Raw genomic sequence first — 24,578 nt, forward strand, 5'->3', positions numbered from 1 at the left:
ATGCTCGCGTCCACTGTTTGGTTCCCGGGTTGCGAACAGTCGCATCCGGTGAACATTCAACTGAAAAGTGTGCTTGTTCGCTCGGACTCTGTCGAAATCCCGTATATGCGGGATGACCCGATAGTGTTTCGGTGGTCATAGCGTTAGGGAAACGCCCGGTTACATTCCGAACCCGGAAGCTAAGCCTTTCAGCGCCGATGGTACTGCAGGGGGGACCCTGTGGGAGAGTAGGACGCCGCCGAACAATCTTTCTGGACCCTTGGTCCTGGCCTGAGCGCTGGGACCAGGGGTCCTTTTTGTTTTCCGCGCAGCGCGCCTCCCCGGCCGCTACGCGAGACTTGAACCACAGCAGTACGATCCGACAGGAGTCACGTCGATGCCCAACGCACCCGAAGACCGACCCGAACGCGGCGAACACCGCCGCGAGGATCGGCGTGATGACCGTCGAGACGACCGTCCCCGTCGTGATGACCACCGCGGTGGCGGGTTCCGCCGTGACGACCGGCGTGATGACCGTCCGCGGTACGACCGCCCGCGCGATGACCGTCAGGGTGGCGGCGGTTTCCGTCGGGACGACCGTCCCGGTGGGGGCGGTGGGTTCCGTCGTGATGACCGCGGTGACCGTCCGCGCTATGACCGCCCCCGCGATGATCGGCGTGATGACCGTCCGCGTGGTCCGCGTCGTGATGACGACCGTGGTGGCTTCCGTCGGGACGACCGTCCTGGTGGTGGCGGTGGGTTCCGCCGTGACGACCGTGGTGACCGTCCGCGCTTCGACCGTCCCCGCGATGACCGGCGTGACGATCGTCCGCGTGGTCCGCGTCGTGATGACGACCGTGGTGGCTTCCGTCGGGACGACCGTCCCGGTGGGGGCGGTGGGTTCCGCCGAGACGACCGGCGTGACGACCGTCCGCGGTACGACCGCCCGCGCGATGACCGTCAGGGTGGCGGTGGGTTCCGCCGTGACGACCGTGGTGACCGTCCGCGCTTCGACCGTCCCCGCGATGACCGGCGTGACGATCGTCCGCGTGGTCCGCGTCGGGACGACGACCGCGGTGGTTTCCGTCGGGACGACCGCCGTGACGACCGTCCGCGTGGTCCGCGTCGCGACGACGACCGGGGTGGCTTCCGCAGGGATGACCGGCGTGACGACCGTCCGCGCTTCGACCGTCCCCGTGACGACCGGCGCGATGATCGGCGCGACGACCGCCCGGGCGGTGCCTTCCGCCGTGACGACCGCCGCGATGACCGTCCGCGTGGTCCGCGTCGTGACGACGACCGGGGTGGCTTCCGCAGGGATGATCGGCGCGATGACCGCCGTGACGACCGTCCCCGTGGTCCGCGGCGCGACGACGACCGGGACCGCGGGCACGGCCGGCGCCCGGTGGTGCAGGGCCGCGGCCGGTTCGAGAGCCGCGGTGGCCGCGACGAGCGCCGTGACGACCGCGAGCCCATCAGGCGGCTGCCGATCCCGGACGAGGTCACCGGCCAGGAGATCGACCCGAGCGTGCGGCAGGAGCTGATGAGCCTGCCCAAGACGCTCGCGGAGGACGTGGCGCGCAACCTGGTGATGGTCGCGCGGCTGCTGGACGAGGACCCGGAGCAGGCGTACGCGTACTCGCGGGTGGCGCTGCGGCTCGCCTCGCGCGTCGCCGCGGTGCGGGAGGCGGCGGGCTTCGCGTCGTACGCCACCGAGCGGTACTCGGAGGCGCTGGCGGAGTTCCGCACCACGCGCCGGATGACCGGGACGGTGGACCTGTGGCCGGTGATGGCCGACTGCGAGCGCGGGCTCGGCCGGCCCGAGCGGGCGCTGGAGATGGCCGGGGCGCCCGAGGTGCACAAGCTGGACAAGGCCGGGCAGGTCGAGATGCGGCTGGTCGCGGCCGGCGCCCGCCAGGACCTCGGCCAGGCCGAGGCCGCAGTGGTGACCCTCCAGAGCCCGGAGCTGGCGGCGAACGCCATCCACCCGTGGACCGCCCGGCTGCGGTACGCCTACGCGGACGCGCTGCTGGCGGTCGGCCGCGAGAACGAGGCCCGCGAGTGGTTCGCCAAGGCGCTGGAGGCCGACCACAACGGGACGACCGACGCGTCCGACCGGCTCGCCCAGCTCGACGGTGTCGCGTTCGTGGACGCCTTCGACGAGGGGGACGAGGACAGTGGCGCGGACGGTGACGCGGACGAGGCCGAGGCGCCGACCGGCGGCGCGGCCGAGCCGGCCGAGGACGACGACCTGACCGACGAGGTCGTGGTCGACGGCTCTGACGCGGATGACGCTGACGACGAGGACGCGGACGACGAGGACGAGGACACGGACGACGACGAGGTCTCGTCGCACGCCGAGCCCGCGGCCGAGGAAGCCGACAGCGCGGCGGACGACGCGGACGACACGGATGACGCGGCCGACGCCGCGGAGGCCGACGCCTCCGACAAGGCCGACGACGAGAAGCCGGCCGACCCGTCCTCCTTCCTCGACTCGCCGTTCCGCGCCCCGGCACCGTCGGACCGCGAGGACGACTGACCGGTAGGCGCCACCAGTAGGACCGGGGGCGGCACCCGCGACCACGCGGATGCCGCCCCCGCCGCTTTTCCGGCTCCCCTCACCCCTATTCCACGCTCCGCATCACCAGTCCGCTGGCCGGCTTCGGCCCGAACGACGTCGACTTGCGGGGCATCATCACGCCCTGCCGGGCCAGGTCGAAAACGACGCCCTCGTGCACCGGGTGCATCAGGACGGCGGTGCCGCCGAGTTGACGGGCGAGCCGGACCGCGGCCTCGGCGTCGTGGATGTAGCGGATGTGCTCGGGGGAGTCCGGCACCCGCCAGACGTGGTCGAGCAGCAGGCTGTGCAGCACGGTCGCGTCCAGCCGCCGCCATGGCTCGGGCCGGTCGTCGGGCACCGTCTCACGCAGGAGCACGGCGTCCGGCCGGTCCAGGAGGTGGAAGTCCTCGCCCGCCAGCAGGAAGGCGTTCCCAGCACGCCCGGCCGCCGCACCAGGGCCCGCGCCCTCGGGCTCCCCGCTCGCCGTCGCCAGTGCCTCCAGCGCCTCCGCCAGGCCTTGGGCGGCCAGCCGCCGTACCCGGAAGGCGCCGCGCGCGGCGGCGAGGGCGGCGCCGGGCGCGAGCTCGGGCAGCACCCGGTGGATCGCGCGCACCCGCAGCGGATAGCGGGCGCTGTCCACGAGCAGCACCAGGCCGTAGTCCCAGCCGGTGCCGGGCGGGTGGTCGGCCTGGAGCCGGCGGTAGGTGGCCCAGCGGTGGTGCCCGTCGGCGATCAGGGCCTGGCGGGCGGCGAGTTCGGCGTCGACCGCGGTCAGCTCGGCGGGGTCGGTCAGTGCCCACAGCCGGTGCCGTACGCCGTCCTCGGTGGTGATCGCGAGCAGCGGTTCCGCGCTGGCGGCGGTGCGTTCGACGATTGCGGCGATGGCGGGTCCGTCGCGGTAGGAGAGCAGCAGGGGTTCGAGGTTGGCCCCGGTCGCGCGCATCAGGGCGGCGCGGTCGGCGACCGGTCCGGGCATGACGTCCTCGTGCGGGAGGACGGCGCCCTCCTCGGGGCCGCTGAGCCGCAGGGCGCCGATCACCCCGCGCTGGAGGTGGTCGCCGTCGCGCTGCTCGTAGACGTAGAGGGCGGGGGCCGGGTCCTGGGCGAGGACCCCGCGGTCGAGCCAGTGCGCCAGGGTGCGGGCGGCCTTGCGGTGCCGGGCGTCGGGGGTGGTGGCGTCCGGGAGGATCAGCCGGACCACGTTGTACGGGTCGGCGGTCTCCAGATGGCGCTGGCCGTCGGGGCGTACCACGACGTCGTACGGCGGCGAGGTGACGGCGGCCAGGCTGCCGACGTGCTCCCGTACGAAGCGCAGCCCGCGGAACGGCGCCAGGTGAGGGCCCCGCGGGTGGTCCTGATCGGTGTCGGTCATCCGCGCATGCTACGACGCCCTCGCGGCGCCGGGGCCGATCGGCATGGGGGATGATCGAGGGGTAGCCCACCGACGAGGAGCGAGCCCCGCCATGACGTACCGCACCAGCCCGCACCGCAGCGACGAGCCGCTGGACACGGCGTACGACACCGCGCTGCTGGACCTCGACGGCGTGGTGTACGCGGGCGGGGAGGCGATCGCGCACGCGGTGGAGTCGCTGGGCACCGCGCGGCGGCAGGGCATGCACCTCGCCTACGTCACCAACAACGCCTCGCGTACGCCGGACGCGGTCGCCGAGCATCTGACGCGGCTGGGGGTCCCGGCGGGGGCGGACGACGTGATCACCTCGGCGCAGGCGGTGGCGCGGCTGATCGCGGACCAGGTGCCGGCCGGTGCGAAGGTGCTCGCGGTGGGCGGGGAGGGGCTGATGGTGGCGCTGCGCGAGCGCGGCCTGGTCCCGGTGGACTCCGCGGACGACGACCCGGTGGCGGCGGTGCAGGGGTACGGTCCGGACCTGCGGTGGTCCCAGCTGGCGGAGATGGCGTACGCGGTGAACCGGGGGGTGCCGTGGTTCGCGTCGAACACGGACCTGACGATCCCGAGCGGGCGGGGCATCGCACCGGGCAACGGCGCCGCGGTGCAGGCGGTGCGGATCGCGACGGGCGGTGACCCGCAGGCGGCGGGCAAGCCGCTGCCGCCGATGCACCGGGAGACGGTGCTGCGTACCGGCGCGCGGCGGCCGCTGGTGGTGGGGGACCGGCTGGACACCGACATCGAGGGGGCGTTCGCGGGCGGGGTGGACTCGCTGCTGGTGCTGACGGGGGTGACCGACCCGGCGGCGCTGCTGGCGGCCGAGCCGAAGCACCGGCCCACGTATGTCGGGCGGGATCTGCGGGAGTTGCTGGTGGCGCAGCCGCCGGTGGAGGTGGGTGCGGCGGGGGCCGCCGTGTGCGGGGGGTGGAGTGCGTCGGCCGGGGGCGGCGTGCTCGCGGTGGAGGGCGACGGCGACCCGCTGGACGGGCTGCGGGCGCTGTGCGGGGCGGCCTGGAGCAGTGCGGGCGAGGGGAGTTGCGGCCTGGACGCGGGGAAGGCGGTCGGGCGGCTGGGGCTGTAGGGCGCGGTCGGGCCGGGCACCGCGGGCGGTGGTATGCCCGGCGCCGCCCCGAGCATCCACCCTATGACGCAGGTCACGTCGCGATGTCGCACGCGGTGTAGACCGGATCGGGCCCGACGAGCGTATGCCCGGTGAGACCGAGCAGACCCGGGAGCGATCGTTGACCGTCGAGGAGTTCGAGGAGTTCTACGCGCAGACGGTCGGTCGGCTGACCGGCCAGTTGTACGTGATGCTCGGCGATCACCAAGAGGCGCAGGACGTCGTGCAGGAGGCGTTCGTCCGTGGTTGGAGTCGGCGGCGGCAACTGCGGTCCGACGCACGCCCGGAGGCTTGGGTGCGTACGGTCGCGTGGCGGCTGGCGGTGAGCCGCTGGCGGGGCCGGCGGCGTACCGCGGAGGCATGGCACCGGACCGGGCCGCCGGTAACCGCGGAGGGGCCGGGGCCGGAGCCGGTGGTGCTGGTGGAGGCGCTGCGCGAGCTGCCGCCGAAGCAGCGCCGCACGCTGACCCTGCACTACGTCTGCGATCTGAGTGTGGACCAGATCGCGGCGGAGACCGGGGTGTCGGTGAGCACCGTCAAGACGCATCTGGTCCGGGGCCGCTCGGCGCTCGCCCACCTCCTGAACGATCCGCGGCACGAGGAGGCTTCCGGTGCCTGAACACCGCGACGCGCACGGCGACTTCGACGACCTGGGCGGCCTGCCGGGGCCCTTCGGCGGGTCCGGTCCTGATGGTCCTGATGGTCCGGACGAGCCGCTGCGCGCCCTGTTCAAGTCGGCCGCCGCCGACGGGCAGGCCAGGACGCGTTCCGCGCCGCCGGCGGAGGTCCGGGCGCGGGGAGCGGCGCGGCGCCGACGGCGTGCGGCGGTGGCCGCGGCCGCGCTGTCCGTGGTGCTCGCCGGAACAGCCGCGGGGCTGGTCTCGGCGTTGCCGCGCGGCGGCGGCTCCGTACCGCCCGGCAGCACGAGCAGCGGCGGGGGCGGGTCCGCCACCGCGCCGGGCACCGCGAGCAGCGGCCCGGTGCGCGGCGCGGACCCGGCCGGCACCACGCTGTCCCGGGCGCCCTCGACCACGACCAGCGTGCCGGGCACCGGCGCCGCGGACGGTGCCACCGGGCTGCCGTCCTCCCCGGCGAGCACCACACCGGCCTACCCGCGGACCACGGCGCCCTGAGCGCCCGCACCCCGTATCCCGCCCATACGCCCGCCCGCACGTCCGTCCCCCGTATCCCGAACGCCCGCTTCCGATCGACGGCTTCGCATCCTGATCCCGATATCCCGCACCGCCCCCGCCCGCGCGCCCCGGCCGCCAGGGCGCGGTGTCGTACGTCCGGACGCAGCCCGAAAGGTCCGTTCATGACGATCTCCCCTGCCCTGCCGACCGTCGAGGCGGCCGAGTCCGAGCCGGAGCGCCCCGGTGCTCGGCGCCGGCGCCCCTTCTCGGTGCGGCGGTTCACCGGCCGGCTGACGCGGGCCGACCGCGACGTGCTGTGGCTGTACGTCCTGACGCGGGCCGGGCTGTGGGGCACGGAGTACTGCGCCCGCTGGCTCTTCCCGGCCGATGGGGACAGCCGCCACCCGGCGGCGGTCCTCGCGCCGTGGCAGCAGTGGGACTGGGCGTATTACCTGCACATCGCGCGGGACGGCTACTTCCCGGCGGGCGCGCCGGGCCCCGGCCAGGTCGGCTGGGACAACCGGGAGGCGTTCTTCCCCGGCTTCCCGCTGGTGCTGCGGGCGGTGCACACGGTGATCGGCGACTGGACGGCGGCGGGGCTGACCGTCTCCTTCGCCGCCGGCGCGGTCGCGGTGGTGGCGCTGGGGCGGATAGCCGGGCTGGACCAGCCGGGTGCGGGCGCGCCGCGGCGGACGGCCGCGCTGTTCCTGCTGTCGCCGTGTGCGGTGTTCCTCGCCGCGGGCTACACCGAGTCGCTGTTCCTCGCACTGGCGCTGCCCGCGTGGCTCGCGGCCCGCCGGGAGGAGTGGGCGCGGGCGGCGGTGCTGGCGTGCCTGGCGTGCACGGTGCGGGTGTCCGGGCTGTTCCTGGTGGCGGCGCTCGTGGTCCAGCTGCTGGTGGCGGTGCGGCGGCCGCGCGACCTGCGCCCGCTGCCGTGGCTGGCGCTGCCCGCGCTGCCGCCGCTGCTGTACAGCGCCTACCTGCACTCGCGTACCGGCGACTGGCTGGCGTGGAAGGACGCGGAGGACCGGGGCTGGGCGCGGCAGTTCCACAGTCCGTGGAGCGCCTGGCACCACACGTGGACCGCGGCGTTCGGGCACACCCAGGGCACGGGGTACGCGGTGATGTTCCAGGCCGAACTGGTCGGGATGGCCGCCGGGACGGTGCTGCTGGTGTTCCTGCTGGTGCGGCGCCGGTGGGCGGAGGGGGTGTACGTCGGGCTGAGCCTGTGGGCGCTGGGCACGTCGTACTGGTACATGTCGATCCCGCGGGCGGCGCTGCTGTGGTGGCCGCTGTGGACGTCGCTGTGCGCGGCGACCGCGGTCCGGCCGCGGCTGCGCACCGCCTACTTCGCGGTGGCCGGGCCGCTGGGCACCGTGCTGGCGCTGGCCTTCTTCACCGGGCGGTGGGCGGGGTGAGGGCGGCCTGGCGGTGCCCGGCGGCGGTCAGGCGGCGGCCGTCTGTGCTTGCGCCTCGGCCGCGGCGACGGCGGCGCGGAGCAGGTCGTCCTCGGTGCGGCCCTGGCGCCAGTAGCCGGTGAACGAGACCGCCTTGCGGTCCATTCCGCGCTCGGTCACCAGGTGGCGGCGCAGCGCCCTTACGCAGCCGGACTCGCCGGCCAGCCACGCGTAGGGCGCGGCCCCGTCGGGGGCGGCGGTGGCGCGTACGGCGTCCAGCAGGGGTGTGGTGCGGTCGTGGCCGGCGCGGACCAGCCATGTGACGCGGGCGTCGGCCCGGGTGGGCAGGTGGCGGCGGTCGTCGGGGTGGCCGACCTCGACGAAGGCGCGGACCGGCAGTCCGGCGGGGAGCGCGGCGAGGATGTTCGCCACGGCGGGCAGCGCGGTCTCGTCGGCGGCGAGCAGCACCCAGCCGGTGCCGGCCGGCGGGCGGAACTCGATGCCGCCGTTGTCCTCGACGACGGGTGCCAGCAGCGCGACGCGGTCGCCGGGGCAGGCCCGCGCGGCCCAGCGGGAGGCCGGGCCGAGGTCGCCGTGCAGGGCGAAGTCGATGTCGAGTTCGGCGGTTTGCGGCCGGACGGCGCTGACGGTGTAGGTGCGCATCACGCCGCGCAGGGCCGGGTCGAGGCCGCGCCAGCGGGCGTACCAGTCGTCGTCGAGGACCTCGGGCAGGACGGGCGCGGACTGGCCGGGGCGCGGCAGGAAGAGCTTGACGCGCTGGTCGCGGCCGCCGGTGACGATCCGGGCGAGGCCGGCGCCGCCGAGCACGACGCGGCGCAGCGTGGGGGACAGCTGCCGGGTGCGCACGACCCGCGGGTGGAAGAACTGGTACGGGCGCTCGTTCACGGGGCGGTCGTTCACGGTGTCAGACCAGCTTCTTCGCGGAGGTGATGGCGTGGGTGAGGGCGTCGATCCGGTCGGCGCACTTGGCGTAGGAGAAGATCGGCTCGCTGGGCCAGCCGACGACCTGGCCGCCCTTGACCGCGGGGAGCTTCGTCCAGGTGGGCTTGCCGGTGAGGTCCTTGGGCTGGAGGGTGGCGGTGCGGTTGTCGAGCATGATGATGTCCGCCTGGTACTTGTCGGCGTTCTCCCAGCTCAGCGTCTCGAAGAAGCCGCCCTTGACCTGGTTCGGGACGATGAAGTCCACCCCGAGGCTCTGGTAGTAGCGCAGGTCGGAGGCGGCGGCGGGGGTGGAGACGTACAGCGAGTCGGCGCTCGCCGAGCCGGCCATGACGGTGATGCCGGGGTGCGCTTTGACGGCCGCGCGCAGGGCGGCGGAGGACTTCTCGAAGCGGGCCTTCTGGGCGGCGTTGGTGCCGGCGGCCATGTCGGCGCCCAGGGACGCGGCGAGTTCGGCGTAGCGCTGGAGCGGCGTGGTGAGGGGGACCCCGGCGACGTTGATGCCGACGCTGGGCGCCAGGGCGAGGATCTTCGCGGAGCTGTCGTCGGGGACGAACCAGAGCGTGGGGGCCTGGTACATGTGGCTGACGAGCAGGCCGGGGTCCAGGGCGGCGTACTTCTCGATGTTGAACTCGCCCCAGGCGTTGCCGATCACGGTGAGTTTCTTCACGTCGAGGTCGCCGGCCATCGGGTCGGGCGAGCCGTCCTTGAGGGTGGTCGGGCCGAAGACGCCGGTGCACTCGACGCCGTAGTCGTGCAGGGCCGCGGCGGTGCCGGTGTAGGCGACGAGGTTCGCGGGTATGCGGTCGGCCTTGGCGGTCTTCTTGCGGTCGTCGGTGAAGCTCCAAGGGCCGCCGGCCTTGGTGTCCTTGCCGCCGGAGGAGGCCGCGTCGGAGCCGGAGCCGGACGACCCGCCGCATGCGGCCAGCAGCGCGCCGAGACCGACGGACCCGCCCGCGGCGAGCACCCCTCGGCGCGACGGTTCGGAGACTGGGGCGAAACGGGACGCGTGCATGGGGCTACCGCTCTGCTCGAAGTGGACTGGCGAGGGTAGGCTAACCTAAGTCCGTGCTGGTCGACCGACACTCCCCGCCCCAGGCGGACACCGGGCCCCCGTCCGCCCCAGCGCGCGGCAGCGTCGCGCGCGCCGACGCGCGCCGGGCCGCCGGGCTGCTGCTGGCCGTCGGGCTGCTCGCCGTCGTGGTGGTGGCGAGCATCGCGATCGGCGCGCGGAACGTGCCCGTCGGCCACGTGTGGCACGGCCTGTTCCACTACACCGGCACGGACGACGACGTGGTCATCCGCAAACTGCGGCTGCCCCGTACCGTACTCGGCCTGGTCGTCGGCGCCGCGCTCGGTGTCGCCGGGGCCGCCATGCAGGCGCTGACCCGCAACCCGCTCGCCGACCCGGGCCTGCTCGGCGTCAACGCCGGTGCGGCCGCCGCCGTGGTCTCCGGGATCAGCTTCCTCGGGGTCACCTCCACCACCGGCTACGTCTGGTTCGCGCTGGTGGGCGCCGCGGTGGTCTCCGTGCTCGTCTACGCCATCGGCGGCAGCCGCTCGGCGACCCCGGTACGGCTCGCGCTCGCCGGCACCGCCATCACCGCGCTGCTCCAGGGCTGGACCACCGCCGTCGAACTCACCGACAAGGTCGCCCTGGACCGGATGCGCTTCTGGCAGGTCGGCTCGCTCGCCTCGGCGAACATGTCCACCGTGCGGGACGTCGCGCCCTTCCTCGCGGTCGGCGCGGTGCTCGCCCTGGCCACCGCCCGCCCGCTGAACGCCGTCGCGCTCGGCGACGACACCGCGCGCGGCCTCGGCGCGAAACTCACCCGCACCCGCGTGCTGGTGATGGCCGCGATCACCCTGCTGTGCGGCGCCGCGACCGCCGCGTGCGGGCCGATCGTCTTCGTCGGCCTGATGGTGCCGCACGTGGTGCGCGGCATCACCGGCCCCGACATGCGCTGGATCATCCCCTACGCCGCGGTGCTCTCGCCGGTGCTGCTGCTCGGCTCCGACGTCATCGGACGGGTCGTCACCCGGCCCGCCGAACTCCAGGTCGGCATCGTCACCGCCGTCATCGGCGGCCCCGTCTTCATCGCGCTGGTCCGACGCCGAAGGATGGCCGAACTGTGAGCCGGACCCTGACCCGGACCCCCGGCCGGAGCGCGGCCCCGCACCGGACCGTGCTGCGCCGAGGCCACCTCTCGCTGCCGGTCGACCGGCGCTCGCTGCTGGTCTGCGCGGGCCTGCTGGTGGTCGCGCTGGCCATCTCCGTGGTGCTCATCGGCACCGGCGACTACCACATCGCCCCGCTCGACGTGGTGCGCAGCCTCACCGGCCACGGCGACGCCGGGCAGGACTTCATCGTGCGCCAACTGCGGCTGCCGCGGGTCGTGGTGGCGCTGCTGGTCGGCGCGAGCCTGGGCATGGCCGGTGCCGCCTTCCAGACCGTCTCCCGCAACCCGCTGGGCAGCCCGGACGTCATCGGCTTCGGCCAGGGCTCGGCGGCCGGCGCGCTCATCGTGATCGTGCTGCTCAAGGGCTCCTCGTACCAGGTCGCGATCGGCGCGGTCGCCGGCGGGCTGCTCACCGGGATCGCGGTGTACCTGCTGGCGTGGAAGCGCGGGGTGCACGGCTACCGGCTGGTGCTGGTCGGCATCGGCGCGTCCGCGGTGCTGTCGGCGGTCAACAGCTACCTGCTGGTCAAGGCGGACATCGTGGACGCGGCCCGGGCCGTGGTGTGGATCACCGGGTCGCTGGACGGCCGCGACTGGTCGCAGGCGTGGCCGCTGCTGGGCGCGGCCGTCGTCCTCATGCCGACCCTCGTCATCAGCGGACGCGCGCTGAGGATCACCGAGATGGGTGATGACGCCGCCAGCGCGCTGGGTGTACGCGTCGAGCGCGTCCGGCTCGTCACGGTCCTGGCGGCGGTGCTGCTCACCGCCTCCGCGACCGCCGCCGCGGGCCCGATCTCGTTCGTCGCGCTCACCGCACCCCAACTGGCGCGCCGCCTGACCCGCTCGCCCGGCGTCGCCCTCGTGCCCTCCGCCCTCATGGGCGCGACCTTGCTGGTGGCCGCCGACTGGGCCGCCCAGCGCGCCTTCGGGACGGGCGAGGTGCCGGTCGGCGTGGCCACCGGGGTGCTCGGCGGCGGCTACCTGCTGTGGCTGCTGGTCAGCGAGCGGAAAGCGGGGCGGATATGAGCGGCAAGCAGTCAGCGCGGCCGGCGACGGCCCGACCGGGAAAGGGGTTCCGCCGGATGTTCCGCGGCACCGACAAGTCGACAACCGCCACCGCGAAGACGCCGGGCCGCGGCCAGGACGGCGAACCGTCCGGCGGCCCCCGCCTCACCGCCGAGTCCGTCACCCTCGGCTACGACCAGCGGGTCATCGCGGAGGACCTCTCGGTCGCGATACCCGACCGCTCCTTCACCGTCATCGTCGGCCCCAACGCGTGCGGCAAGTCCACCCTGCTGCGCGCCCTGTCCCGGCTGCTCAGGCCGGCGCAGGGCCGGGTGCTGCTCGACGGCCACGCGATCGGGTCCCTCCCGGCGAAAGCCGTGGCCAGGACCCTCGGCCTGCTCCCGCAGAGTTCGGTCGCGCCCGACGGCATCACCGTCTCCGGGCTGGTCGCCCGCGGCCGCTACCCGCACCAGGGCCTGCTGCGGCAGTGGTCGCCCGAGGACGAGCGGATCGTCGACGAGTCGATGGCCGCCACCGGCATCGACGCCCTCGCCGATCGCTTTGTCGACGAACTCTCCGGCGGGCAGCGGCAACGCGTCTGGATCGCGATGGCCCTCGCCCAGCAGACCCCGCTGCTCCTCCTCGACGAGCCGACCACCTTCCTGGACATCCAGCACCAGATCGACGTCCTCGACCTGTGCGCCGAACTCCACGAGCAGCACGGCCGCACCCTCGTCGCGGTCCTGCACGACCTCAACCAGGCTGCCCGCTACGCCACGCACCTCATCGCCATGAAGGACGGCCGGATCGAGGCCCAGGGCCCGCCCGCCGAGATCCTCACCACCGAACTGGTCGAGCGCGTCTTCGGGGTGCGGTGCCGGATCATCGACGACCCGGAGAGCGGCACGCCCCTGGTGGTGCCCGCCGCCCGGCGCGCGGCGGGCAAGACCGATGACGCGGCCGAAGGGGACGAGGACCGTACGGACACGGCAGAGGGGGACGAGGCCCGTACGGCCACGGCCGAAGACGGCGCGGAGGACCGTACGGACCGGGGCGGTGGCGCTACAGCAGCGAGCGCAGCCTCAGCAGGTCCCGCAGGCTCGCCTGCACCCTGACCCGGCCGGAGCCCCACGCCTTCGCGAAGTTCAACTCGCCGCCGACCAGCCCGACCAGCACGTCGCCGGTCATCGCCAGCCGGATCTGCGCCTTCTGCCGGGGGACGCCCGGCACCGTCACCACGTCCTGGATGCTGCTGCCCGCCAGCTTGCCGGCGAAGGTGACGTCCAGGTCCGTGAGGTGGCAGCTCAGCGAGCGTTCCAGGGCGGTGGCGTCGCGGACGGCGCCCTCGGCCTTCGCGAGGTTCGCCGCAAGGGTGTCGAGCGCGCTGCGGCACTCCTCGATGGTGGCCATCGGCTGAGATGTCTCCCGGTGGTCGGTACGTCCGGATGACGGTACCGCAGGGCCCGCGCTCGGGGAGCGGCGACGGAAAGAGGTAGCGTCGTCACCGCGTGCACCAGTGGGCGGCGACATGCGCCGACGGCGAGGCGAGGAGTGTGAGCGATGCGGGACGCGCTGCGTACCTGTCTGCAGATCGCGGGCGGCCTGACCGAGGCCACCCGCCGCCGTGCGGCAGAGGCCGCACGGGAGATGCTCGACCAGGCGGGTATCGACCCGGCGGCCCTCCAGGAGCGGATCGGCGCGGCCATCCCGCAGGAGGTGCAGACCCTCGCGGACGAGCTGGTCGCCTCCGGCCGGGCCAACCGCGACCTGCTGCTCGGCATCGTCCGCGAGGAGGTCGACAAGGCGATGAGCCGAGTCGGCCGGCTCGCCGACGAGGTCACCAAGGTCGGCGTCGTCCTGGAGGCGCTGGAGCGCCGGATCAGGAACCTGGAGCAGCCTGGGGCCGACACCGGTCCGGACGGCGCCCCGGGCGCGGGCCGTACCCGGGCCCCGGCTCCCACCCCCACCGCCACCGCCAAGGAACGGGCGCAGCGCACCCCGCCCGCGGCGCCACCCGTCGAACACGTCCGGGTCGACACCGAACCGGCCCCCACCTCGGTCGCCAACCCCCGCAGGACCGCCGCGCCCGGGAAGCCCGCGTCCGCGAAGCCCGCACCGGCGAAGAAGGCCGCACCGGCAGCGAAGAAGACGGCAGCGAAGAAGACGGCAGCCAAGAAGACCGCCGCGAAGCAGGCACCCGCGAAGGCGACCGCGGCCAAGAAGACCGCCGCCAAGAAGGCCCCCGCCAAGAAGGCGGCAACCACGGGCACCCCCGCGGAGGAGACCGCCGCACGGCCCGCACCGGCGAAGCAAACAGCGGCGAAGCAGACGCCCGCCAAGAAGGCCCCCGCGAAGACGACGGCCGCCAAGCAGGCAGCCGTAAAGAAAGCAGCTGAGAAGAAGGCCGCCGCCAAGAAGACCGCGGCCGCGAAGAGCACCCCGGCCAGGAAGGCCCCCGCCAAGCGCACCCCGGCGGCGGGGTCCGGCGGTACGGGGACGCCCGCCACCCCAAAGGGCACAGGCGATGAGTGAAAGCTACGATCTGCCGGGACTCGACCCGCACCTCCACCCCCACCCCCCGGCGGAGCCGCCCGCGGCGCAGCAGACCGCCCCGGCCCCGAGCGAGGAGCCGGGCGGGGCGGCCGAAGCCTCGCAGCGGGTGGAGCCGTTGGGGGTGGCGGTCGAGGCGACGGGGAATGCTGACGTCGACGCCGCGGTTGAGCGGCTGCGGGACGCGGACGCGCTCCCCACCGACGCGCACATCGAGGTCTACGAAGATGTGCACGCAGGACTGCGGAACGCACTGACCGCGCTGGACGAGAACAGGGGCTGAACCGTACGTGGCACGACGCCGACTCGACGCTGAGCTGGTGCGCCGGAAACTCGCGCGCTCCCGCGAGCACGCCGGGCAGTTGATCGCCGCAGGCCGGGTGACCGTGGCCGGGGCGACCGCGACCAAGTCGGCCACGCAGGTGGAGACCAGCGCGGCCCTGGTCGTCGCGAAGGACGACGGCGACCCGGACTACGTCTCGCGCGGCGGCCACAAGCTGGCCGGTGCGCTGGCCGCGTTCACCCCGCGCGGCCTGACCGTGGCCGGCCGCCGCGCCCTGGACGCCGGGGCCTCCACCGGGGGCTTCACCGACGTGCTGCTGCGCGCGGGCGCCGCCGAGGTGGTCGCGGTGGACGTCGGCTACGGCCAACTCGCCTGGTCGCTCCAGAGCGACGACCGGGTCACCGTCAAGGACCGCACCAACGTACGGGAGTTGACGTTGGAGGCGATCGACGGCCGGCCGGTCGGCCTCGTCGTCGGCGACCTGTCGTTCATCCCGCTCGGCCTGGTGCTGCCCGCGCTGGTGCGGTGCGCCGCGCCGGACGCGGACCTGGTGCTGATGGTGAAGCCGCAGTTCGAGGTGGGCCGGGAGCGGCTGGGCAGCGGCGGCGTGGTCCGCAGCAGCCGACTGCGCGCCGAGAGCGTGCGGAAGGTGGCCGAGCAGGCCGCCGTACTCGGGCTGGGAGCGCTCGGCGTCACCGCCAGCCCGCTGCCCGGCCCGTCCGGGAACGTGGAGTACTTTCTGTGGCTGCGCTCCGGCGCCCCCGCGCTGGACCCGGCCGAAGTCGACCGTGCTGTGGCGGAGGGGCCCCGATGAGCGAGCTGTCCAATACGTCCGAATCCGCGTCCGAGGCCGGGTCCGAGCCCGGGTCCGGGGACGCGTCCGTGCCCGCGGCTGCCGCCGATCCGGCGGACGGGGCCGCGGCCGCCGGCCGCACCGTCTTCCTGCTGACCCACACCGGCCGCGAGTCGGCGATCCGCAGCGCCGAGCGGGTGGTGCACGGGCTGATGCGCTGCGGCATCGGGGTGCGGCTGCTGGAGGACGAGGCCGCAGACCTGCCGCTGCCGCCCGCCGTCGAACTCGTCGGCGAGGTCGGTCCGGGTTCGGTCCAGGGCTGCGAACTGATCATCGTGCTGGGCGGTGACGGCACCCTGCTGCGCGGCGCGGAGTTCGCCCGCGCCTCCGGGGTGCCGATGCTCGGCGTCAACCTCGGCCGGGTCGGCTTCCTCGCCGAGGCCGAGCGGGACGACCTCGACAAGGTCGTGGACCGGGTCGTCACCAAGGAGTACGAGGTCGAGGAGCGGATGACCCTCGACGTCCTGGTGCGCAACGACGGCCGGATCGTCCACACCGACTGGGCGCTCAACGAGGCGTCGGTGGAGAAGGCGTCCCGCGAACGCCTGCTGGAGGTCGTCACCGAGGTCGACGGCCGCCCGGTCTCCGGGTTCGGCGGCGACGGCGTCGTGTGCGCCACGCCGACCGGCTCCACCGCCTACGCGTTCTCCGCCGGCGGCCCCGTGGTGTGGCCGGAGGTCGAGGCGCTGCTCATGGTGCCGATCAGCGCGCACGCGCTGTTCGCCCGGCCGCTGGTCACCTCGCCGCGGTCGGTGCTGGCGGTCGAGGTGCAGCCGCAGTCCCAGTACGGGGTGCTGTGGTGCGACGGGCGGCGCACCGTCGAACTGCTGCCCGGTGCCCGGGTGGAGGTGCGGCGCGGCGCCGTGCCGGTCCGGTTGGCCCGGCTGCACCACGCCTCGTTCACCGACCGCCTGGTGGCGAAGTTCGCACTGCCCGTCTCCGGCTGGCGCGGGGTCGTCGTGCCCTGACCCACCGGGGTGGTCCGGTGCGGTCGGTACCCCCGACTCATGCGAACGGGTACCCCGGGCGGTCCCACGGCCAGCCGAAACCTCGTATGGTCGTATCCGTGTTGGAGGAAATGCGGATTCGGTCGCTCGGAGTCATCGAGGATGCCGTGGTGGAGCTGTCCCCCGGCTTCACCGCGGTGACCGGCGAGACCGGCGCGGGCAAGACCATGGTCGTCACCAGCCTGGGGCTGCTGCTCGGCGGCCGCGCCGACCCGGCGCTGGTGCGGATCGGCGCCAAACAGGCGGTGGTCGAGGGCAGGATCGGCCTCGACCCGCAGGCGCCGGCCGCGGTGCGGGCCGCTGAGGCGGGCGCCGAACTGGATGACGGCGCGCTGCTGATCAGCCGTACGGTGTCGGCCGAGGGCCGGTCCCGCGCGCACGTCGGCGGCCGGGGGGTGCCGGTCGGCCTGCTCGGCGAACTCGCCGACGAACTGGTGGCGGTGCACGGCCAGACCGACCAGCAGGGGCTGCTGCGCCCGGCGCGGCAGCGCGAGGCCCTGGACCGGTACGCGGGCGACGCCGTCGCCGGCCCGCTGGCGACGTACGGCGCGGCCTACCGGCGGCTGCGCGAGGTCGCCGAGCAGCTCGACGAGCTCACCACCCGCGCCCGGGAACGCGCCCAGGAGGCGGACCTGCTGCGGTTCGGCGTGGAGGAGATCTCCGCGGCCGAGCCGCTGCCGGGCGAGGACACCGAACTGGCCGCCGAGGCCGAGCGCCTGGGCAACGCCGAGGCGCTGGCCGCCGCGGCCACGCTCGCGCACGCGGGCCTGGCCGGCAACCCCGAGGACCCCGAGGGCGTCGACGCGGGCACCCTGGTGGCGGCCGCCCAGCGCGCCCTGGACGCGGTCAGCGCCCATGACCCGGTGCTCGCCGACCTCGCGGCCCGGCTCGGCGAGATCGGCATCCTCGCCGGGGACGTCGCCGGGGAGCTGGCCGGATACGCCGACAACCTCGACGCGGACCCGCTGCGGCTGGCCGCCGTCGAGGAGCGGCGGTCCGTCCTGGCCCACCTGGTCCGCAAGTACGGCACCGACGCCGCCGACACGGCGGAGGGCGGCGGCATCGACGCGGTCCTCGCCTGGGGCCGGCGCAGCGCCGCCCGGCTGGACGAACTCGAGGGCGACGACGACCGGATCGCCGAACTGACCGCCGAACGCGACGCGCTGCGCGCCGAACTCGGCGCGCTCGCCCAGCGCCTGACCGACGCCCGTACGGAGGCCGCCGAGCGGTTCGCGGTCGCCGTGACCGCGGAACTCGCCGAACTGGCGATGCCGCACGCCCGCGTCACCGTCGGCATCCGCCAGACCGAGGCGGCCGACCCGGACGCCGGCGTGGAGGTCGGCGGCCGCGCGGTGCTCTACGGGCCCACCGGCGCCGACGAGGTCGAACTTCAACTCGCCCCGCACCCGGGCTCCCCGGCGCGCCCGATCGCCAAGGGCGCCTCGGGCGGCGAGCTGTCCCGGGTGATGCTCGCCGTCGAGGTGGTCTTCGCCGGCTCCGACCCGGTGCCCACCTACCTCTTCGACGAGGTGGACGCCGGGGTCGGCGGCAAGGCCGCGGTCGAGGTCGGCCGGCGGCTGGCCCGGCTGGCGCGCACCGCCCAGGTCGTCGTCGTCACCCACCTGCCGCAGGTGGCCGCGTTCGCCGACCGGCAACTGCTGGTGGAGAAGACCAACGACGGGTCGGTCACGCGCAGCGGCGTGTCCGTCCTCGAAGGCGAGGACCGGGTGCGCGAGCTGTCCCGCATGCTCGCCGGGCTGGAGGACTCGGAGCTGGGCCGCGCCCACGCCGAGGAACTCCTCGCCGCGGCCAAGGCGTCCCGCTGAGCCCCCGCCCCTCGCCGCGCCACGCCCGGCCGGGCCTGGCGCGCGGCGTTACGAACGCGAGTCACTACGGCGAGGAGCCGCACACGGTGAACCGGAGCAGCGGGCACGTATCGGTCGCCGCGTCGGCGGCAGCGGCCACCAGGGCCGCCTACCGGCAGCTGCGCCGCCGCCCCCCGGTGGAGGCGCGGATGTGGCAGCGCACCAACTACGCGGGCCGGGGCGTGGAGTTGTACGGCGGGCTGGCGGCGGCGGCCGGCGCGGCGACGGCGATGGCCGCCGCCCGCGGGGTGAGCGTACGGGCCCGGATCGCGGCGGTCGGCGCGGCGCTCGCGGCCGGCGCGTGCGGTGCCTACGACGACCAGAAGGGCGTCCCCGGCGAGCGCGGCTTCGCCGCCCACCTGGGCGCGTTGCGCGAGCGGCGGCTGACCTCGGGCGGGGTGAAGCTGCTCGGCATCGGCGCGGCGGGCCTGGCCGCGGGCGCGCTGCTCAAGGCCCGGCCGCTCGACCAGGTGCTGGCCGGGGTCGTCATCGCGGGCAGCGCGCACGCGGTGAACCTCGCCGACGTGGCGCCCGGCCGCGCCGCGAAAGCGGTGATCACGGCCGGGCTGCCGGGGCTGCTGCGGCGCGGCCCGGGCGCGGTGCTGGCCTCCGCGCCGCTCGGCGCGGCCGCCGCGGTGCTCGGCGACGACCTGCACGAGCGGACGATGCTCGGCGACGCGGGCGCGCACGCGCTGGGTGCGGCGCTGGGCGCGGCACTCGCGCTCGCCGACGGGCGCGGCGCGCTGGTCGCGCACGCCGCGGTCGTGGTCGCGCTGGCCGCGGTGGGGGACCGGGTGGGGGCGGGGCAGCGGTTCTGGAGCGCGCCGGTGGTACGCCGGTTCGACGCCTGGGGTCGAACGCCCCACCCGTACGGGTGATCCGGGGCGCGGACGGGCGGCATTCGCGCCCTCCTGGGCGGTCAGGCCCGGGCCAGGGCCTGGCATCCTGGAGCGGGCGCCGGTAGCCGCGCCCCCTTCGCCCGCGGCCTTCCGCGGCCGTGTCCGCACACCCCGAGTCAGGAGCCCCACCCGCGTGAGCAGCAGCCCGCACCCCCTTCAAGGGCAGCTCCACGCCGTGCACGTACTGGGCGCGGCGGCGGGCGCGCACGTCCGCTCGCTGTCCGCCGGGCTGGTGGCACGCGGGGTGGACGTCACCGTCTGCGGCCCGGCCGGGACCGACACCGAGTACGGCTTCGGGACCGGCGGGGCCCGCTTCCTGCCCGTCGACGTCGGCCGCAGCGCGGCCGCCGACGGTCCCGCGCTGGCCGCGCTGCGCACCGCCTTCAGCGGCGCGGGCGTCGTCCACGCGCACGGCCTGCGGGCCGGGTTGCTCTCCGCGCTCGCGCTCGGCGGCCGCCGGGTGCCGCTGGTGGTGACCTGGCACGGCGGCGAGACGCCCGCGGACGGCCGGGCCGGGCCGATGGTCCGCTGGCTGGAGCGCCGGGCGGTGCGGGCGGCGACGGTGGTGCTCGGGGTCTCCTCCGACCTGGTCGACCGGGCCCGCGGCCACGGCGCCCGCGACGTGCGGCTGGCGCCGGCGGCCGTACCGCGGCCGCAGCCCAGACCGCCGCTGCTGCCGGCCGACGGGGAGCGCAGGAAGCAGCGCGTGCGGGCCGAGTTCGGCGCCGAGGAGCGGCCGCTGCTGCTGGCCGTCGGCCGGCTCGAACCGGCCAAGGGGTACGACTTCCTGCTGACGGCCGCCGCGTACTGGGCCGACTCCGAACTGCGGCCGCTGCTCGCGATCGCGGGGGAGGGGCCGCAGCGGGCGGCGCTGGAACAGCGCGTCGAGGCCGAGAAGTTGCCGGTGGCGCTGCTCGGGCGGCGCGACGACGTGCCCGAACTGCTGTCCGCCGCCGACCTGGTGGTGCTGCCCAGCCGCTGGGAGGGGCGCCCCCTGATCGCGCAGGAGGCGCTGCACGCCGGGGTGCCGCTGGTCGCCACCGCGGTCGGCGGCACCCCCGAACTCGTCGGTGACGCCGCCCACCTGGTGCCCTACGGCGACCCCTACGTCCTGGCGCGCGCCGTCGTGGACCTGCTCGCCGACCCCGAGCGCCGGGCCGCCCTGGCGATCGCGGGCCGCGCCCAGGCGGCGACCTGGCCCACCGAGGACGACACGGTCGCCCAGGTCCTCAGCATCTACGACGAACTGGCGGGCCCCTGAACCGCCGGGATTCCAGGGGCCGTCCACCCGGCCGCGAGGCCGTCCGCCCGGCTACGGTTCCAGCGCGCCGCAGGCGGTCAGGCGCAGCGCGGTGTCGATCAGAGGGACGTGGCTGAACGCCTGCGGGAAGTTCCCCACCTGGCGCTGGCGCCGCGGGTCCCACTCCTCCGCGAGCAGCCCGAGGTCGTTGCGCAGGGCGAGCAGCTTCTCGAAGAGCCGCCGCGCCTCCTGCACCCGCCCGATCATCGCGAGGTCGTCGGCGAGCCAGAACGAGCAGGCCAGGAAGGCCCCTTCGTCGCCGGGCAGCCCGTCGAGGTTCTCCTCGCCGCTCGCGTCGCCGCTGGAGGTGGGGTAGCGCAGCACGAAGCCGTCCGCCGTGGACAGCTCCCGCTGGATCGCCTCGATGGTGCCGATCACCCGCTTGTCGTCCGGGGGCAGGAAGCCCATCTGCGGGATCAGCAGCAGCGAGGCGTCCAACTCGCGCGAGCCGTACGACTGGGTGAAGGTGTTGCGCTCCTTGTCGTACCCCTTCTCGCACACGTCGTAGTGGATCTCGTCCCGCAGTTCCTTCAGCTGCTCCAGCGGGCCCTCGATCTCGCCGGACTCGATGAGCTTGACGGTGCGGTCGACGGCCACCCAGGCCATCACCTTGGAGTGCACGAAGTGGCGGCGCGGGCCGCGCACCTCCCAGATGCCCTCGTCGGGCTCCATCCAGTGCTTCTCCAGGTAGCGGATCAGCTTGAGCTGGAGCACGCTCGCGTAGTCGTTGCGCGCCAGGCCGGTCATGTGGCCCAGGTGCAGCGCCTCGGTGACCTCGCCGTACACGTCGAGCTGGAGCTGGTGCGCGGCGCCGTTGCCGATCCGCACCGGCGAGGAGTTCTCGTAGCCGGGCAGCCAGTGCAGCGTGTTCTCGCCGAGCTCGCGCTCCCCGGCGATGCCGTACATGATCTGGAGGTTCTCCGGGTCGCCGGCCACCGCCCGCAGCAGCCACTCGCGCCAGGCGCGGGCCTCCTCGCGGTAGCCGGTGCGCAGCAGCGACGACAGGGTGATCGCGGCGTCCCGCAGCCAGGTGAAGCGGTAGTCCCAGTTGCGCACCCCGCCGATGTCCTCCGGCAGGGAGGTGGTGGGCGCGGCGACGATCCCGCCGGTCGGCCCGTAGGTGAGGGCCTTGAGCGTGATCAGGGAGCGGATCACGGCCTCGCGGTAGGGGCCGGAGTAGGTGCACTGCTCGACCCACTCGCGCCAGAAGTCCTCGGTCGCGGCGAGCGAGCCCTGCGGGCCGGGCAGCGACGGCTGCGGCTTGTGCGACGGCTCCCAGCTGATGGTGAAGCAGACCCGGTCACCGGGGGAGACGGTGAAGTCGCTGTAGGTGGTCAGGTCCTCGCCGTAGGTCTCGACATCGGTGTCCAGCCAGACCGAGTCCGGCCCGGCCACCGCGACCGTGCGGTCCCCGACCTGCTGCACCCAGGGCACCACCTGGCCGTAGGAGAAGCGCATCCGCAGCGAGGAGCGCATGGCCACCTTGCCGCTGACGCCCTCCACTATCCGGATCACCTGCGGCGCGCCGTCGCGCGGCGGCATGAAGTCGATCACCCGGGCGGTGCCGGTCGCGGTGTCCCACTCCGACTCCAGGACCAGCGACTCGCCGCGGTAGTGGCGGCGCGTCGCGTCCGGTGTCCTCGCACCCTCGGGCACAGCCGGGCCGATCCGCCAGAAGCCGTGCTGGTCGGTGCCGAGCAGGCCGGCGAAGACCGCCGGCGAGTCGAACCGCGGAAGGCACAGCCAGTCGACGGTGCCGTCCCTGCAGACCAGTGCGGCGGTCTGCATGTCACCGATGAGTGCGTAGTCCTCGATACGCCCTGCCACGTGAAACTCCAGTCGAACACGGCGCCGCCCCCGCTGGGACGGTCTTGCGGTATGGGGGCAATTCCTTCGGCGAGTCAGCTCTGGAACTGTGGACGAGCTAGTGATCCGGAGGGGGGCGGGGATGTGCCGTGCCGGTCGCTCGCGCAATGCGTTCGAGCAGAATACGTCCTCCCAGCGAGCCGTGCGTGCCTCTCGCTGATCTTCATTGAGCCGGTCGGGTGGCCCCGCCGCCCGGCGGCCGCGGAGCGGACGTCGCCGCAGGCAGACGCGGTGAGCGCCCGCCGTCCAGCCTCGCACGCCGAGCCCCGGGCACGCGATCGGCACCCGGCGTCCCCGCGGTCGCCACCGTTTCCTCACACCATCGCCATGCGGCCGTCGCGCGGTGCACACTCCCCGGCGGTCCGCGCCTGTCGCCCATCGCGCCCGGCGGCGCTGATACCCTGGTAGCCCGTGGGCCGGTGGGCTGTGAACCACTGAACCGCCGCGGCGGCGCGCCAGACCCGAGCGCCGCCCGACACTCACCTCGCGACCACGGGAGCCCCCTCTTGGCCTCATTGCTGAACAGTGCGCCGAAATCCACGACGACCAAGCACATCTTCGTCACCGGCGGGGTGGCCTCGTCGCTGGGCAAGGGGCTCACCGCCTCCAGCCTCGGCGCCTTGCTCAAGGCACGCGGCCTGCGCGTCACCATGCAGAAGCTCGACCCGTACCTGAACGTGGACCCGGGCACGATGAACCCGTTCCAGCACGGTGAGGTCTTCGTCACCGACGACGGCGCCGAGACCGACCTCGACATCGGCCACTACGAGCGCTTCCTGGACGTGAACCTCGCCGGCTCGGCCAACGTCACCACCGGCCAGGTCTACTCCACGGTGATCGCCAAGGAGCGGCGCGGGGAGTACCTCGGCGACACCGTCCAGGTCATCCCGCACATCACCAACGAGATCAAGTCCCGTATCCGGCGGATGGCCGGCGAGGACGTCGACGTGGTCATCACCGAGGTCGGCGGCACCGTCGGCGACATCGAGTCGCTGCCCTTCCTGGAGTCGGTGCGCCAGGTCCGCCACGAGGTCGGCCGCGACAACGTCTTCGTGGTGCACATCTCCCTGCTGCCCTACATCGGCCCGTCCGGCGAGCTGAAGACCAAGCCGACCCAGCACTCGGTGGCCGCCCTGCGCAACATCGGCATCCAGCCCGACGCGATCGTGCTGCGCGCCGACCGCGAGGTGCCCACCGCCATCAAGCGCAAGGTCTCCCTGATGTGCGACGTCGACGAGGACGCGGTGGTCGCCGCGATCGACGCCCCCTCCATCTACGACATCCCCAAGGTCCTGCACACCGAGGGCCTGGACGCCTACGTGGTGCGCCGCCTGGACCTGCCCTTCCGCGACGTGGACTGGACCCAGTGGGACGACCTGCTCAAGCGGGTGCACGAACCCGCCCACGAGGTCACCGTCGCCCTGGTCGGCAAGTACATCGACCTGCCCGACGCCTACCTGTCGGTCACCGAGGCGATCCGGGCCGGCGGCTTCGCCAACAACGCCCGCGTCGCCGTCAAGTGGGTCGCCTCCGACGACTGCGAGACCCCGGCCGGCGCCGCCGCGCAGCTCGCCGGCGTCGACGCGGTGTGCGTGCCCGGCGGCTTCGGCGACCGCGGTGTGGAGGGCAAGGTCCGCGCCATCACCTACGCGCGCGAGAACCGCATCCCGCTGCTCGGCCTGTGCCTGGGCCTCCAGTGCATCGTGATCGAGGCCGCCCGCAACCTCGCCGGGATCGCCGACGCCAACTCCACCGAGTTCGACCCGGCCACCCCCCACCCGGTGATCTCCACCATGGCCGAGCAGCTCGACATCGTGGACGGCAAGGGCGACCTCGGCGGCACCATGCGCCTGGGCACCTACCCCGCGCAGCTCGCCGAGGGCTCCATCGTCCGCGAGGTCTACGGCGACCGGCCCCGCGTCGAGGAGCGCCACCGCCACCGCTACGAGGTGAACAACGCCTACCGGGCCGAGCTGGAGCAGAAGACCGGCCTGGTCTTCTCCGGCACCTCGCCCGACGACAAGCTGGTGGAGTACGTCGAGTACCCCCGCGAGGTGCACCCGTACCTGGTGGCGACCCAGGCGCACCCGGAGCTGAAGTCGCGCCCCACCCGGCCGCACCCGCTCTTCGCCGGCCTGGTCAAGGCCGCGGTCGCCGCCCAGGCGAAGCGCTGACGCCCCACCGGCGTCCCCGCCGACTCCCCGCCGGCGTCCCCG

21 protein-coding genes, 1 rRNA gene and 1 pseudogene are annotated in these 24,578 nt (G+C 74.4%); 18 read left to right on the forward strand and 5 right to left on the reverse strand.

What is annotated here, in order from left to right; genetic code table 11:
• The first annotated feature begins 127 nt into the window (after positions 1-127).
• From rrf to WA788_RS28785, 3 genes and pseudogenes are all read left to right on the forward strand, one after another.
• Positions 128-244 (forward strand): 5S ribosomal RNA (gene rrf, locus WA788_RS28775).
• A 193-nt stretch (positions 245-437) separates the two neighbouring features.
• Positions 438-1,523: a hypothetical protein gene (locus tag WA788_RS28780; RefSeq protein WP_335982183.1), complete on the forward strand. Its 1,086-nt coding sequence runs from the start codon at positions 438-440 to the stop codon at positions 1,521-1,523.
• Positions 1,508-2,177 (forward strand): annotated as a pseudogene (locus WA788_RS28785) (hypothetical protein); the annotation flags it as partial. The gene WA788_RS28780 and the pseudogene WA788_RS28785, both read left to right, overlap by 16 nt.
• Positions 2,178-2,603: 426 nt before the next feature.
• Here WA788_RS28785 and WA788_RS28790 read toward each other — a convergent pair.
• Entirely contained in the window at positions 2,604-3,911 is a 1,308-nt protein-coding gene (locus WA788_RS28790; RefSeq protein ID WP_335982185.1) for a DUF1015 domain-containing protein, read from the reverse strand.
• Positions 3,912-4,002: 91 nt separating this feature from the next.
• On the opposite strand from WA788_RS28790, the gene WA788_RS28795 reads away from it, so the two are divergent.
• The 4 genes from WA788_RS28795 (at position 4,003) to WA788_RS28810 (ending at position 7,615) form a co-directional block, all read left to right on the forward strand.
• Positions 4,003-5,025: an HAD-IIA family hydrolase gene (locus WA788_RS28795; protein ID WP_335982187.1), complete on the forward strand. Its 1,023-nt coding sequence runs from the start codon at positions 4,003-4,005 to the stop codon at positions 5,023-5,025.
• A 124-nt stretch (positions 5,026-5,149) separates the two neighbouring features.
• Positions 5,150-5,683, forward strand: a complete 534-nt coding sequence (locus tag WA788_RS28800; protein ID WP_335982189.1) for a SigE family RNA polymerase sigma factor — start codon at positions 5,150-5,152, stop codon at positions 5,681-5,683.
• A complete protein-coding gene (locus WA788_RS28805; protein ID WP_335982191.1) occupies positions 5,676-6,197 on the forward strand; it encodes a hypothetical protein in 522 nt (173 codons plus the stop codon). The genes WA788_RS28800 and WA788_RS28805 overlap by 8 nt, the downstream gene beginning before the upstream one ends.
• Before the next feature lie 182 nt (positions 6,198-6,379).
• Positions 6,380-7,615 (forward strand): mannosyltransferase family protein, encoded by a 1,236-nt coding sequence (locus tag WA788_RS28810; protein WP_335982193.1) that lies wholly within the window; start codon positions 6,380-6,382, stop codon positions 7,613-7,615.
• A gap of 27 nt (positions 7,616-7,642) precedes the next feature.
• Here WA788_RS28810 and WA788_RS28815 read toward each other — a convergent pair whose 3' ends face one another.
• Both WA788_RS28815 and WA788_RS28820 read right to left on the reverse strand, forming a co-directional pair.
• A complete protein-coding gene (locus WA788_RS28815; protein ID WP_335982195.1) occupies positions 7,643-8,515 on the reverse strand; it encodes a siderophore-interacting protein in 873 nt (290 codons plus the stop codon).
• A 4-nt stretch (positions 8,516-8,519) separates the two neighbouring features.
• Positions 8,520-9,569, reverse strand: coding sequence for an ABC transporter substrate-binding protein (locus WA788_RS28820; protein WP_335982197.1), 1,050 nt, complete (start codon positions 9,567-9,569; stop codon positions 8,520-8,522).
• Positions 9,570-9,625: 56 nt separating this feature from the next.
• Here WA788_RS28820 and WA788_RS28825 point away from each other — a divergent pair, with 56 nt between their 5' ends.
• Genes WA788_RS28825 through WA788_RS28835 form a run of 3 tightly spaced genes read left to right on the forward strand, consistent with a single transcriptional unit; the run spans position 9,626 to position 12,854 of the window.
• Positions 9,626-10,690, forward strand: coding sequence for a FecCD family ABC transporter permease (locus WA788_RS28825; RefSeq protein WP_435131743.1), 1,065 nt, complete (start codon positions 9,626-9,628; stop codon positions 10,688-10,690).
• A complete protein-coding gene (locus tag WA788_RS28830; protein WP_443034106.1) occupies positions 10,687-11,760 on the forward strand; it encodes a FecCD family ABC transporter permease in 1,074 nt (357 codons plus the stop codon). The genes WA788_RS28825 and WA788_RS28830 overlap by 4 nt, the downstream gene beginning before the upstream one ends.
• A gap of 56 nt (positions 11,761-11,816) precedes the next feature.
• Positions 11,817-12,854, forward strand: a complete 1,038-nt coding sequence (locus WA788_RS28835; protein WP_443034107.1) for an ABC transporter ATP-binding protein — start codon at positions 11,817-11,819, stop codon at positions 12,852-12,854.
• Here WA788_RS28835 and WA788_RS28840 read toward each other — a convergent pair.
• Entirely contained in the window at positions 12,802-13,149 is a 348-nt protein-coding gene (locus tag WA788_RS28840) for a sterol-binding protein (protein ID WP_335982201.1), read from the reverse strand. The genes WA788_RS28835 and WA788_RS28840 overlap by 53 nt on opposite strands.
• Before the next feature lie 150 nt (positions 13,150-13,299).
• On the opposite strand from WA788_RS28840, the gene WA788_RS28845 reads away from it, so the two are divergent.
• The 7 genes from WA788_RS28845 (at position 13,300) to WA788_RS28875 (ending at position 20,457) form a co-directional block, all read left to right on the forward strand.
• Positions 13,300-14,271, forward strand: a complete 972-nt coding sequence (locus tag WA788_RS28845) for a histone (protein ID WP_335982202.1) — start codon at positions 13,300-13,302, stop codon at positions 14,269-14,271.
• A complete protein-coding gene (locus WA788_RS28850) occupies positions 14,264-14,572 on the forward strand; it encodes a hypothetical protein (protein ID WP_335982203.1) in 309 nt (102 codons plus the stop codon). The genes WA788_RS28845 and WA788_RS28850 overlap by 8 nt, the downstream gene beginning before the upstream one ends.
• A gap of 7 nt (positions 14,573-14,579) precedes the next feature.
• Positions 14,580-15,386, forward strand: a complete 807-nt coding sequence (locus WA788_RS28855; protein ID WP_335982205.1) for a TlyA family RNA methyltransferase — start codon at positions 14,580-14,582, stop codon at positions 15,384-15,386.
• Positions 15,383-16,393, forward strand: a complete 1,011-nt coding sequence (locus WA788_RS28860) for an NAD kinase (RefSeq protein ID WP_335982206.1) — start codon at positions 15,383-15,385, stop codon at positions 16,391-16,393. Before WA788_RS28855 ends, WA788_RS28860 begins: the two co-directional genes overlap by 4 nt.
• A gap of 86 nt (positions 16,394-16,479) precedes the next feature.
• Positions 16,480-18,258: a DNA repair protein RecN gene (recN, locus tag WA788_RS28865; RefSeq protein ID WP_335982207.1), complete on the forward strand. Its 1,779-nt coding sequence runs from the start codon at positions 16,480-16,482 to the stop codon at positions 18,256-18,258.
• Positions 18,259-18,344: 86 nt separating this feature from the next.
• Positions 18,345-19,175 carry a hypothetical protein gene (locus WA788_RS28870; protein WP_335982209.1) on the forward strand — a complete coding sequence of 277 codons (831 nt, stop codon included), beginning with the start codon at positions 18,345-18,347 and terminating at the stop codon, positions 19,173-19,175.
• Positions 19,176-19,329: 154 nt separating this feature from the next.
• On the forward strand, positions 19,330-20,457 hold the full coding sequence (locus WA788_RS28875; protein ID WP_335982211.1) for a glycosyltransferase family 4 protein: 1,128 nt from the start codon (positions 19,330-19,332) through the stop codon (positions 20,455-20,457).
• Between the two features lie 51 nt (positions 20,458-20,508).
• On the opposite strand, the gene WA788_RS28880 is transcribed toward WA788_RS28875, so the two are convergent.
• Entirely contained in the window at positions 20,509-22,335 is a 1,827-nt protein-coding gene (locus tag WA788_RS28880; protein WP_335982329.1) for a glycoside hydrolase family 15 protein, read from the reverse strand.
• Positions 22,336-22,877: 542 nt separating this feature from the next.
• On the opposite strand from WA788_RS28880, the gene WA788_RS28885 reads away from it, so the two are divergent.
• Positions 22,878-24,536 carry a CTP synthase gene (locus WA788_RS28885; protein WP_335982331.1) on the forward strand — a complete coding sequence of 553 codons (1,659 nt, stop codon included), beginning with the start codon at positions 22,878-22,880 and terminating at the stop codon, positions 24,534-24,536.
• Positions 24,537-24,578: the final 42 nt, after the last annotated feature.

It is taken from the genome of Streptomyces sp. CA2R106 (assembly GCF_037034245.1).
Classification (GTDB): Bacteria; Actinomycetota; Actinomycetes; order Streptomycetales; family Streptomycetaceae; genus Actinacidiphila.